Origin of the sequence: Simplicispira sp. (assembly GCF_028687295.1) — a bacterium.
Classification (GTDB): Bacteria; Pseudomonadota; Gammaproteobacteria; order Burkholderiales; family Burkholderiaceae_C; genus Simplicispira; species Simplicispira metamorpha.
Genome location: NZ_JAQUAL010000004.1, coordinates 1 through 11,176, shown reverse-complemented (window position 1 = coordinate 11,176; position 11,176 = coordinate 1). Strand labels below are relative to the sequence as shown.

At 62.6% G+C, this 11,176-nt stretch carries 10 protein-coding genes, 1 tRNA gene and 1 pseudogene; 5 read left to right on the top strand and 7 right to left on the bottom strand.

The annotated features are described in order from the left end of the window. Nucleotides 1-5: 5 nt before the first annotated feature. Nucleotides 6-1,382 carry a signal recognition particle protein gene (ffh, locus tag PHX69_RS01015; protein ID WP_119013103.1) on the top strand — a complete coding sequence of 459 codons (1,377 nt, stop codon included), beginning with the start codon at nt 6-8 and terminating at the stop codon, nt 1,380-1,382. 201 nt (nt 1,383-1,583) lie between these two features. Continuing rightward, nucleotides 1,584-1,946, top strand: a complete 363-nt coding sequence (locus tag PHX69_RS01010; RefSeq protein WP_288041926.1) for a PepSY domain-containing protein — start codon at nt 1,584-1,586, stop codon at nt 1,944-1,946. A 141-nt stretch (nt 1,947-2,087) separates the two neighbouring features. On the opposite strand, the gene miaB is transcribed toward PHX69_RS01010, so the two are convergent. The 7 genes from miaB to PHX69_RS00975 form a co-directional block, all read right to left on the bottom strand. Further along, entirely contained in the window at nt 2,088-3,422 is a 1,335-nt protein-coding gene (gene miaB / locus PHX69_RS01005; RefSeq protein ID WP_288041925.1) for a tRNA (N6-isopentenyl adenosine(37)-C2)-methylthiotransferase MiaB, read from the bottom strand. 155 nt (nt 3,423-3,577) lie between these two features. Beyond that, nucleotides 3,578-4,042 (bottom strand): hypothetical protein, encoded by a 465-nt coding sequence (locus tag PHX69_RS01000; RefSeq protein WP_288041923.1) that lies wholly within the window; start codon nt 4,040-4,042, stop codon nt 3,578-3,580. A 70-nt stretch (nt 4,043-4,112) separates the two neighbouring features. After that, nucleotides 4,113-4,189: transfer RNA gene (locus tag PHX69_RS00995), tRNA-Met, on the bottom strand. Nucleotides 4,190-4,215: 26 nt separating this feature from the next. Continuing rightward, nucleotides 4,216-4,995 carry an enoyl-CoA hydratase gene (locus PHX69_RS00990; RefSeq protein ID WP_288041921.1) on the bottom strand — a complete coding sequence of 260 codons (780 nt, stop codon included), beginning with the start codon at nt 4,993-4,995 and terminating at the stop codon, nt 4,216-4,218. 85 nt (nt 4,996-5,080) lie between these two features. Beyond that, a complete protein-coding gene (locus PHX69_RS00985) occupies nt 5,081-6,907 on the bottom strand; it encodes a M61 family metallopeptidase (RefSeq protein ID WP_288041919.1) in 1,827 nt (608 codons plus the stop codon). Nucleotides 6,908-7,064: 157 nt separating this feature from the next. Next, nucleotides 7,065-7,790 (bottom strand): DsbC family protein, encoded by a 726-nt coding sequence (locus tag PHX69_RS00980; RefSeq protein WP_288041917.1) that lies wholly within the window; start codon nt 7,788-7,790, stop codon nt 7,065-7,067. A 38-nt stretch (nt 7,791-7,828) separates the two neighbouring features. Continuing rightward, complete coding sequence (locus PHX69_RS00975) at nt 7,829-8,956, bottom strand: FAD-dependent monooxygenase (protein WP_288041916.1); 1,128 nt, start codon at nt 8,954-8,956, stop codon at nt 7,829-7,831. A gap of 64 nt (nt 8,957-9,020) precedes the next feature. Between PHX69_RS00975 and ychF the strand changes: the two genes are divergently transcribed. From ychF to PHX69_RS16175, 3 genes and pseudogenes are all read left to right on the top strand, one after another. Beyond that, nucleotides 9,021-10,115, top strand: coding sequence for a redox-regulated ATPase YchF (gene ychF / locus PHX69_RS00970; protein ID WP_119013093.1), 1,095 nt, complete (start codon nt 9,021-9,023; stop codon nt 10,113-10,115). Between the two features lie 539 nt (nt 10,116-10,654). Then, nucleotides 10,655-11,068 (top strand): annotated as a pseudogene (locus PHX69_RS16180) (DUF4062 domain-containing protein); the annotation flags it as partial. A gap of 34 nt (nt 11,069-11,102) precedes the next feature. Further along, on the top strand, nt 11,103-11,176 hold a 74-nt coding region (locus tag PHX69_RS16175; RefSeq protein ID WP_502958452.1), incomplete at its 3' end, for a transposase.

Here is an 11,176-nt window from a genome sequence, read left to right as displayed (position 1 = left end):
GCTCTATGGCCTCCGCCCTTACCGACAAACTCTCGCGCCTCGTCAAGGAGATGCGTGGCCAGGCCCGCATCACCGAATCCAACGTGCAGGACATGCTGCGCGAAGTGCGCATGGCCCTGCTCGAAGCCGACGTGGCCCTGCCCGTGGTGCGCGACTTCATCGCCCGCGTGAAGGAAAAAGCCCTGGGCCAGGAGGTGCTGGGCAGCCTCAAGCCCGGACAGGCGCTGGTGGGCATCGTCAACCGCGAGCTGGCCGCCACCATGGGTGAGGGGGTGAGTGACATCAACCTGGCCGCCCAGCCACCCGCCGTCATCCTGATGGCCGGTCTGCAAGGCGCCGGCAAAACCACCACCACGGCCAAATTGGCCAAGCACCTGATCGAAAAGCGCAAGAAGAAGGTGCTCACGGTGTCGGGCGACGTGTACCGCCCCGCTGCCATCGAGCAGCTCAAAACCGTCACCAAACAGGCCGGTGCCGAGTGGTTCCCCAGCACGCCCGATCAAAAGCCCCTGGACATTGCCCACGCCGCGCTCGATTACGCCAAAAAGCACCATTTCGATGTGCTGCTGGTCGATACCGCCGGGCGCCTGGCCATTGACGAGGCGTTGATGCTGGAAATCCAGCAGCTGCACGCCGCGCTGAACCCGGTCGAAACCCTGTTCGTGGTCGATGCCATGCAGGGCCAGGACGCCATCAACACCGCCAAAGCATTCAAAGAGGCGCTGCCGCTGACGGGCATTGTGCTGACCAAGCTCGACGGTGACTCGCGCGGCGGTGCGGCGCTGTCGGTGCGGCAAATCACCGGCGCGCCTATCAAGTTTGCGGGTGTGTCCGAAAAAATCGACGGCCTGGAAGTGTTTGACGCCGAGCGCCACGCCGGGCGCGTGCTGGGCATGGGCGACATCGTGGCGCTGGTCGAGCAGGTGGCGGCGGGCGTCGATATGGAAGCGGCGCAAAAGCTGGCCGCCAAGGTCAAAAGCGGCGATGGTTTCGACCTGAACGACTTTTTGGGCCAGTTGCAGCAGATGAAGCAAATGGGCGGGCTTTCCAGCCTGATGGACAAGCTGCCCACGCAGCTCACGGCCCAGGCCGGTGCCATGGACATGGACAAGGCCGAGCGCGAAATCAAGCGCAAGGAAGGCATCATTTGCAGCATGACGGCGCTGGAGCGGCGCAAGCCCGAACTCATCAAGGCCACGCGCAAAAAGCGCATTGCCAGCGGCGCGGGCGTGCAGGTGCAGGAGGTCAACCGCCTGCTCAAAGAGTTCGAGCAGATGCAGGCCATGATGAAAAAGATGAAGGGCGGCGGCCTGATGAAGATGATGAAAAAGCTCGGCGGCATGAAAGGCATGGGTGCGGGCATGCCCAAGATGCCGTTCTGATGGTTTGAGGCATTTTGTGCCTCTAGCCCTTGTGCAGAGCGCGCAAGCAGCTATCAAAACAAAAGCAAAAACCGGCGAACAGCCGGTTTTTTCATTGGCGCTTGGTGGTCAGAATCAGCCGCCCAGGCGGGGGGGGGTGGCACGGTGGCAGTGGCTGTTTTTTAAGCCTGCGTTCAGACGCCCAGCCTACAGTGGCGCGCCATGACGCATTCTTTTTTCACCCTTTGGTCTTTCTCCGGCCTGCGCGGCCTGGCGGGCGCAGCCCTGCTGTGCTGCGGCGCCCTCCTGGCTGCGGCGCCGGCCCAGGCCAGTTCCGCCACCGAGAAAGTGGTCTGCACCGATGCGCCGCGCGCGCAGTGGATCTCGGAAGCGCAGGCGCGTGAGCGCTTTCGCGCCCAGGACTACGTGCTGGTCAAGTACAAAGTCTCCAGCGGCAACTGCCACGAGTTTTATGCGGTCGATGCGCAGGGCACCGTGGTCGAGAGCTACTTGCACCCGATCACCGGCGAGACGGTGCGCAGCACCCGGATGCCGCCCCTGCCATCGGCGCCTGCCAAGCACTGAGGCTGTTGCAGGTGCTATTTTTTCAGGAGCTGCTCGCGCGCACTGTGCAAGGCTTTGCGGTATAAAACACGTTGAAATCTTTGCCCCGTGCGCGCAAGCAGCTCACTTTTTTGATGCAGCTGTCTCAGTCTATGGCGCGCGTCAGTCCGCAGCGCGCGTCAGCACCTCGCCGCGCAGGGTGTAGGCCTTGGCTTCGGTGATGGTCACGTCCACCAACTGGCCTACCAGGCGCGGCTGGCCGACAAAGTTGACCACGCGGTTGCACTCGGTGCGGCCCATCAGCTCGGTGGCGTCGCGCTTGGAGGCGCCTTCCACCAGAATGCGCTGCACCGTGCCCACGCGGCTTTCGCTGATCTGCTTGATGTTGCCGTTGATGACCGCTTGCAGCGTTTGCAGGCGGCGCAGCTTCACGTCGTAGGGCGTGTCGTCGGGCAGGTTGGCGGCGGGCGTGCCAGGGCGGGCGCTGAAGATGAAGCTGAAGCTGTTGTCAAAGTGGATGTCGTCGATCAGCTTCATCATCTTGGCAAAGTCTTCTTCGGTCTCGCCCGGAAAGCCCACGATGAAGTCTGAGCTCATGGCCAGGTTGGGTCGGATGGCGCGCAGTTTTTTCACCGTGCTTTTGTATTCCATGGCGGTGTAGCCGCGCTTCATGGCCATCAGGATGCGGTCGGAGCCGTGCTGCACCGGCAGGTGCAGGTGGCTGACCAGTTTGGGCAGCTGGGCGTAGGCTTCAATCAGGCGCGGCGTGAATTCATTGGGGTGGCTGGTGGTGTAGCGGATGCGCTCAATGCCCGGAATCTCGGACACGTATTCCAGCAGCAGGGCAAAGTCGGCAATCTCTGCCGTGTCGCCCATCTTGCCCCGGTAGGCGTTGACGTTCTGGCCCAGCAGCGTGACTTCTTTCACGCCCTGGTCGGCCAGACCGGCCACTTCGACCAGCACGTCGTCAAACGGGCGGCTGACCTCTTCGCCGCGCGTGTAGGGCACCACGCAGTAGCTGCAATATTTGGAGCAGCCTTCCATGATCGAGACAAAGGCGCTGGCCCCCTCGACGCGCGCGGGCGGCAGGTGGTCAAACTTTTCGATCTCGGGAAAGCTGATGTCCACCTGCGGGCGGGCCTTGGCCGCGCGTGCGTTGAGCAGCTCGGGCAGGCGGTGCAGCGTTTGCGGGCCAAACACCACGTCCACGTAGGGCGCGCGCTTGATGATTTCCTCGCCCTCCTGGCTGGCCACGCAGCCGCCCACGCCGATGAGCACGCCTTTTTCTTTCAGGTGCTTGATGCGGCCCAGGTCAGAGAAGACTTTTTCTTGCGCTTTTTCGCGCACCGAGCAGGTGTTGAACAGGATCAGGTCGGCTTCATCCACGTTCTGCGTGGGCTCGTAGCCCTGGGCGGCGCCCAGCACGTCGGCCATCTTGTCCGAGTCGTACTCGTTCATCTGGCAGCCGAAGGTTTTGATAAAGACTTTTTTGGACATGGCGTAAGGGCAAAAACAACGGAAGAGGGGGCGCCGGTGTGGCGCAGGGTGCGCGGCGGGTGGCGTGGCTGGCAGCACCCGCCACTGCGGCGCTGGCGCACGCGGGGCCAAGGGGGTGGTGCGCCGCAGTGCGCCAGCGCGGGGCTGGTGCGGTGTCAGCGCGCGGTAGCGTCTGATTCGAACTGGTAGTTGCGCTGCACGTCGGTGCTGCCGGGGCGCGGCTGGGCCACTTCGGCCTTGCTCAAGATCCAGGCGGTAATCAGCCAGCCGGTGCTTTTTTCGATCAGGTAATTCACCGTGAACGTTTGTCCCAGCACGCTGTGGCGCATCACCAGGGCGTTTTGCGGATTGAAGATGCGCAGGCCCGGTGCCATCTGGATGGCTTTGTCGTTGATATGCGCCTGGCCCGAGGCGTCGATGTGCAGCGTGCCACGCAGGGCCGCTTCAGGGAAGTTGCGCATGGCACCGGGGGCGGGCAATGCAGGCGCCTGGGCCTGGGCGAGCACAGGGCCGCTGGCCAGCGCGCCCACGGTGGTGGCCAGCAGCAGGGCCAGCAGGTGCAGCGTGTGGGTGGTGCGGTGGCGTGGCAGGGGTGCGTGGGAAGAGGTACAGCGTTGCATGGTGTGTATCCAGTGGCTGGGCCTGTGATGAAAAAACCCGCAGCGTTTGCACGGTGCGGGTTTTTGAGTTTGGTGGTGATAGGTGGATTTGAACCACCGACATCAGCATTATGAATGCTGCGCTCTAACCAACTGAGCTATATCACCGATAGCACGAGATTATAGTGCAATTTTTACTGGTGTGTGAAAACTGCTTTGCGTTTGTTGACGAAAGCGTCCATGCCTTCTTTTTGGTCGCTGGTGGCAAACAGCGAATGGAACAGGCGGCGCTCGAACATCACGCCGTCGGCCAGCGTGCCTTCAAAGGCGCGGTTGACCGATTCCTTGGCCGCCATCACGGCGATTTGCGAGAAGTCGCTGATTTGCAGGGCTGCGCCCAGGGTTTCTTCCATGAGCTTGTCCAGCGGCACCACGCGGCTGACCAGGCCCGAGCGCTCGGCTTCCTGGGCGTCCATCATGCGGCCCGTCAGGGCCAGGTCCATGGCCTTGGCCTTGCCCACGGCGCGGGGCAGGCGCTGCGTGCCACCGGCGCCGGGGATCACGCCCAACTTGATTTCAGGCTGGCCGAACTTGGCGTTGTCGGCGGCGATGATGAAGTCGCACATCATGGCCAGCTCGCAGCCGCCGCCCAGCGCAAAGCCACTCACGGCGGCGATCACGGGTTTGCGGATGGTGCGGATGGTTTCCCAGTTGCGGGTGATGAAGTCGCCCTTGTAGGCATCGGCAAAGCTGAACTTCGCCATGGCGGTGATGTCGGCGCCTGCGGCAAAGGCCTTTTCGCTGCCGGTGATGATGATGCAGCCGATTTTTTCGTCGGCATCAAAGGCCTTGAGCGCATCGCCCAGTTCGTCCATGAGCTGGCTGTTCAGGGCGTTGAGCTGCTTGGGGCGGTTGAGCGTGATGATGCCAACTTTGTCGGCTTCGGTGCGCACTTCAATAACTTCGTAGGCCAAGGTGATCTCCAGTGGTTGTTGTGTCAAGCCGACCACTATAACCAAGCTCTGTGGCGCAGGTGGTGCTGGCTGGCGCTGCGTGCCTTCAGGTGCTGTACAGCCAGCGCCCTACCCGCGCCGCGTCGGTGATGCGCAGGGAAACCGTGTCGCTGTGCGCCGCTGGCGCGGCACTTTTGCGTGGTTTGGTGGCGGGCGGCGTCAGCGCCAGCGGCAGGCGCAGCAGCCGGTCGCCCCGGGCGATGAGGGCCGTGACGTGGCTGGCGTTGCCCGCGTACAGGGCCAGGTCGGCCAGCTTGCCCAGGCGCCAGCCCTGGCCTTGCACATCGATGCCCAGCCATTCATCGCCTGCGGCCATGCCGGCGCGCTCGGCCAGGCCACCGCGCAGCACGGTTTTGATGCGGATGGCACCGTTTTCGGTCACACGCAGGCCCAGGCGCTGGGCGGGCTGCGGTGTGTCGGCTTGCAGCGTGATGCCCTGCGCAGCCAGCAATTCGGCCACGGGCAGTTCGGCGGTGCTGTGAACCCAGGCTTGCAGCTCGGCGTCGAACGCACGGCCCGCACAGGTTTGCAGCACGGCGCGCAGGTCGGCCTCTTGCATGGGGCCACCGGCGCAGTGTTGCCACAGGGCGCGCATCACGTCGTCCAGCGTGGTCTGGCCTTCGCGGCGCAGGGCCAAATCGAGGCACAGGGCCACCAGCGCGCCTTTGGTGTAGTAGCTGATGGTGGCGTTGGGGGTGTTTTCGTCCTGGCGGTAGAACTTGACCCAGGCATCAAAGCTGGCCTGGGCCACGGTTTGCACCTGGCGCCCCGGCGCTTGCAGCACCTGGTGCAGCGTTTTGGTCAGCAGTTGCAGGTAGGTGGTGTCGTCGATCAGGCCGGCGCGGCGCAGCAGCAGGTCGTCGTAGTAGCTGGTGAAGCCTTCAAAAAACCACAGCAGCTGGGTGTAGTTTTCCTGGGCGTAGTCGTAGCGGGCAAATTCTGCCGGGCGCAGGCGTTTGACGTTCCAGGTGTGGAAGTATTCGTGGCTGATCAGGCCCAGCAAGGTGGTGTAGCCCTCGCTGGCGCGGGCGCTGCCCAGGCGGGGCAGGTCGGCGCGGGTGCAGATCAGCGCGGTGCTGTTGCGGTGCTCCAGGCCGCCGTAGCCGTCGTGCGTGGCGTGCAGCAGGAACAGGTAGTTTTTGAACGGCGGCTTGCCCTTGCCGTGCCAGAAGCGCATGGCGGTTTCGCAGATTTTTTGCGTGTCAGCCAGCAGGCGCTGGGCATCGAACGAGGGGGCCGCGCCCGCCACCACCAGGCGGTGCGGCACACCGGCGGCGGTGAAGGTGGCGCTCCAGAAGGGGCCCATCTCCACCGGGCAGTCCACCAGTTCGTCGTAGTCGGCGGCCTGGTAGGTGCCAAAGCCGTTGGCATCAATTTTTAAGGGAAAAAGGCCTGTAGCGCACTGCCAGTGGGCGCTAGCAGCTATCAAATCAGGAGTATTCTCCGGCGCTTCGGGGGCCACGACTTCCAGCGTGCAGGGCTGCTCGGCCTGGCCTTCGACGCGCAGGCACAGGCTGGTGCCGTTGAAAAAGCCCCGCGCCGCGTCCAGGCAGGCGGTGCGCACGGAGGGGTCGTTGGCATAGACCTCGTAGTCCAGCACCAGCGGCTGGCCGGTTTTGCAGGCGACTTGCCAGCGCTGCTTGTCTTGCTGCACCACGGCCAGTGTACGGCGGCCTTGCCGGGCGCGCAGGTGTTGCAGGTTTTTGGCAAATTCGCGCACCAGGTAGCTGCCCGGAATCCACACCGGCAGCGTCACAGTTTGCAGCGCCTGGGGCTGCGCAATGGTCAGCGTGACGCGAAACAGGTGGGCGTGCAGGTCGGCGATTTCTACGCGGTAGTGCAGGGCAGAGGCGGTGTCGTGGGTGTCAGGCATGGCGGTGCGGCAGAAAGTGGCAGCAGGGGAGTGCGGCAGGGCAAGGTGGGTACAGAGAAGTGCCCCAGCACCGAAAGAGCGCTGCCTGGCCGTGCAAGAAGGCCCGGTGGCAGCGCCGGGCGCGGGGGCAGCGGGGCGCGATGGCCCCGTGCCGCCATCAGTTGGCGCTGGCCGTCTCGCTGGCTTCGGCCAGGCGTTTTTCGATGTCGGCGGCGCCGATGGCACCGGGTACGCGCGCGCCGTTGGCAAACAGCAGCGTGGGCGTGCCGGTGATCTTGTGCTTTTTGCCAAAAGCCAGGTTGCGTTGCAGGGCGGCGGTGTCGCAGCTGGCAGCGGCGGGCGTTTTCTCGCGCAGCATCCAGTCGTTCCAGGCGTTGTTGCGGTCTTTGGCGCACCAGATGTTGCGCGACTTCTCTGCCGAGTCGGGGCTCAGGATGGGGTAGAGAAAGGTGTAGATGGTGACGTTATCGACGTTTTGCAGGTCGCGTTCAAAGCGCTTGCAGTAGCCGCAGTTGGGGTCGGCAAACACCACCAGCTTGCGCTTGCCGTTGCCGCGCACGGTGGCAAAAGCGTCTTGCAGCGGCAGCGTATTGAAGTCCACGGCGGTGAGCTTGTTGATGCGGTCTTCGGTCAGGTTGCGCCGCGCTTTGGTGTCGATCAGCTCGCCCTGGATCAGGAAGTTGCCCTTGGCGTCGGTGTAGAACAGGTCGGTGCCTACGCGCACCTCGTACAGGCCGCCCATGGGGGTGGCGCGCACTTCGTCGATTTTTTCCAGTTGCGGAATGCGCTCGGCCAGGGTTTTGCGAATGGCGGGTTCTTGTGCCGTGGCAGTGAGGGCCAGGCCCAGGCTGGCCGCAGCCAGCAGGGAGGGGATCAGTTTCATCAAAATTGCGTTCCGTGGTGTCAGGTTGGTGGTTGCCGTCAGTGCGTGCCCATGGCGCGCTGGGTGATCCAGTCTTTCAGGGGGCCGCTGCGCTCAAAATTGTTCATGCCCCAGTTGCGCAGCGCCTGCAAAGGCGCCTCAGGGCGCGAGAACAGTTGCTGCAATCCATCCATCACCAGCCCCAGCGGCAAGATGTCGGCCTTGCGCTGGCGCTCGTAGCGGCGCAGCAAGCGCAGATCGTCCAGGCCGCGCCAGTCAGCGCGCTCACCGAGCACGCGGGCCAGCGCCTGCACATCGCCCAGCCCCAGGTTCAGCCCTTGGCCGGCCAGGGGGTGGACGTTGTGTGCGGCATCCCCGGCCAGCACCCAACTGCCCTGGCCGTCTTGGCCGTCGTGCGCCATGGCACCGCACCAGCGCTGGGCCTGTGCCAGTTGCAGCGGCCAGGCGGCACGCTCACTGGTCAGGCGCAGCGCCCCCAGAGCGCCGCCGCTGGCTGCGTGCAGGTGCTGGGCAAAGTCTTCATCGTCCAGCGCCAACAGTGCTGGCACTTGCTGTGCAGGGACTGACCACACCACGGCGACAGAGTTCCCCTGCTCGCCCTCCAGCGGCAAAAAGGCCAGGATGCTGCCCTGCGAGAACCACTGCCGCGCCGTCTGGCCGTGCGGCAGTTCGCACTCCAGGCGCGTGGCAATGGCGTGCTGGGCATACGGTGTGACGTCGAACCCCGCGCCCAGCTGCGCGCGCGTGCTGCTGGCACGGCCCTCGCAGATGGCGGTGAGGGCGGCGGGCACCGGCGCGTCCACGCGCTCGACCTGCGGCTGGTAGCGCACGGCCTCGGCCAGGCGATTTTCGAGGGCGGGCACATCGACAATCCAGGCCAGCGCATCGACGCCCTGGCTGGTGGCGTCGAACAGCACTTCGCCGTCCTGGTCGCCGCACACGTGCATGCGGGTCACGGCGGTGGCGTGGATGGGGTCGGGCCAGCAGCGCAGCGCTTGCAGCAGCTGGCGCGAGGCGCCACTCAGGGCATAGGCGCGCACGTCCGCATGGCGCGGCGGCGGGCTGGTCACCAGCGCCACGCGCAGCTTCTCGCGCGCCAGCAAAAGCGCCAGGGTATGGCCGACAACGCCAGCCCCACGGATACAGACATCAAAGGTTTGCGGCATGGGGCGATTGTAGGAGGCCCCTAAAATGGCCCGTTTGTCCCCCTGATTACCAGAAAGCCCTGCCATGAGCCTCCAATGCGGCATCGTGGGCCTGCCCAACGTGGGCAAGTCCACCCTCTTCAACGCCCTGACCAAGGCCGGCATCGCCGCCGAAAACTACCCCTTCTGCACCATCGAGCCCAATACCGGCGTGGTCGAGGTGCCCGACCCGCGCCTGCACAAGCTGGCCGAAATCATCCACCCCGAGCGCATCGTTCCGGCCATCGTCGAGTTTGTCGATATTGCTGGCCTGGTGGCCGGTGCCAGCCAGGGCGAAGGCCTGGGCAACCAGTTTCTGGCACACATCCGTGAAACCGACGCCATCGTCAACGTGGTGCGCTGCTTTGACGACGACAACGTGATCCACGTGGCCAACCGCGTCGATCCGATTGCCGACATCGAAGTCATCCAGACCGAGCTGTGCCTGGCCGACCTGGGCACCGTGGAGAAAGCCCTGAACCGCTACAGCAAGGCCGCCAAGTCGGGCAACGACAAGGATGCGGCCAAGCTGGTGGCGCTGCTGACGCGCATCCAGGCGGCCCTCGATCAGGGCAAGCCCGCGCGCTCGGTCGAGGTCAGCAAGGAAGAGCAGCCCCTGCTCAAGTCGCTGTGCCTGATCACGGCCAAGCCCGCCATGTTTGTCGGCAACGTCAGCGAAGACGGGTTCGAGAACAACCCTTACCTCGATCGCCTGCAAGAGTACGCCGCCAGCCAGAACGCCCCTGTGGTGGCCATCTGCGCCAAGATGGAAGCCGAAATGGCCGAGATGAGCGACGAAGACCGCGACATGTTCCTGGCTGAAATGGGCCAGACCGAGCCCGGCCTGAACCGCCTGATCCGCGCGGGCTTCAAGCTGCTGGGCCTGCAAACCTACTTCACGGCGGGCGTCAAGGAAGTGCGCGCCTGGACGATCCGCGTGGGCGACACCGCCCCGCAGGCCGCTGGCGTGATCCACGGCGACTTCGAGCGCGGCTTCATCCGCGCGCAGACCATCGCCTTCGACGACTTCATCCAGTACAAGGGCGAGCAGGGAGCCAAGGACGCGGGCAAGATGCGCGCCGAAGGCAAGGAATACGTCGTGAAAGACGGCGACGTGCTGAACTTCCTGTTCAACGTCTGACCGATCTTGTGATGTTTCGCATCTGTTCACGTTGTTTCATGATGGTTCGATAAATCATTTGAAATCAACGGTTTAGGTGTTATTGGGCGGCGCTTCGTGTTGCAGCACGGTGCGCCGTTTTTCATTTCTTTTCACGAAAAAAATCGGGTATGGATGTGGGTATGGTTCTTGATGGCTGCTTTGGTTGGTGGGTAACCAAGAGTATTCAATGAACGCACAGGCATAACAAAATCGACAAAGTCGTCGCATCTCGCGTGCTGATGCTGCAGCGTTGGAAGTATGAAAATCGATTGCTTTAGAAGGTGCTGAACAATTTCTCCGTTGGTTTGAACAGCGACATTCGTAGATTAGCCAGAAGCAGTCTCTTGATCATTAGTCTGCTGCACTCAACAAAACTGAGATAAAAATTCTTTGGCTTATCTAAACACTGCAAAAACTATTTTTCCCATCGAACCACAAGTTCGTACATTGTTAGGCGAACTGGGCATGCCCGTTATATTTAACCTAAACCTAGTTGACTTTTTTCAAAGGATTGCGTAGTGGAGAAGAGATATCAAGTTTTCGTCAGTTCAACTTACGCCGACCTCAAGGAAGAACGACAGAAGGTAATTCAAGCTTTGATGGAATTGGATTGCATACCTGCAGGTATGGAGCTATTCCCAGCCGCCGATGAAGAGCAGTTTGAGTTCATTAAGCGTGTGATTGATGATTGCGACTACTATTTGCTTATCGTTGGCGGACGATACGGTTCATTAACGGCACAAGGAATAAGTTACACAGAACAGGAATATGAATATGCCTTGAACCGAGGGCTCAAGGTTGTGGCCTTAATTCACGAGAAGCCTGATGAGATTCCATTCGGAAAGTCCGAACAGCATCCGGAGCTTCGCAACCTTTTACAGGCATTTCGTGATCGGGTAGCTACAGATCGCCTAGAGCGTGTTATGAACTTTTCATCGAGGCATTCTCACAATGTAAATTTGTGCAATGTCTCGAAAGCCCTATCCCAGCGACGTCAGCGACGAAGAGTGGAGCTTCGTTGCCCCCTACCTGAGCCTGAT

Bases quoted from the DNA above. Each gene is read 5' to 3' on its own strand.
- ffh (WP_119013103.1), top strand. From the start codon at position 6: ATGGCCTCCGCCCTTACCGACAAACTCTCGCGCCTCGTCAAGGAGATG.
- PHX69_RS01010 (WP_288041926.1), top strand. From the start codon at position 1,584: ATGACGCATTCTTTTTTCACCCTTTGGTCTTTCTCCGGCCTGCGCGGC.
- miaB (WP_288041925.1), bottom strand. From the start codon at position 3,422: ATGTCCAAAAAAGTCTTTATCAAAACCTTCGGCTGCCAGATGAACGAG.
- PHX69_RS01000 (WP_288041923.1), bottom strand. From the start codon at position 4,042: ATGCAACGCTGTACCTCTTCCCACGCACCCCTGCCACGCCACCGCACC.
- PHX69_RS00985 (WP_288041919.1), bottom strand. From the start codon at position 6,907: ATGCCTGACACCCACGACACCGCCTCTGCCCTGCACTACCGCGTAGAA.
- PHX69_RS00980 (WP_288041917.1), bottom strand. From the start codon at position 7,790: ATGAAACTGATCCCCTCCCTGCTGGCTGCGGCCAGCCTGGGCCTGGCC.
- PHX69_RS00975 (WP_288041916.1), bottom strand. From the start codon at position 8,956: ATGCCGCAAACCTTTGATGTCTGTATCCGTGGGGCTGGCGTTGTCGGC.
- ychF (WP_119013093.1), top strand. From the start codon at position 9,021: ATGAGCCTCCAATGCGGCATCGTGGGCCTGCCCAACGTGGGCAAGTCC.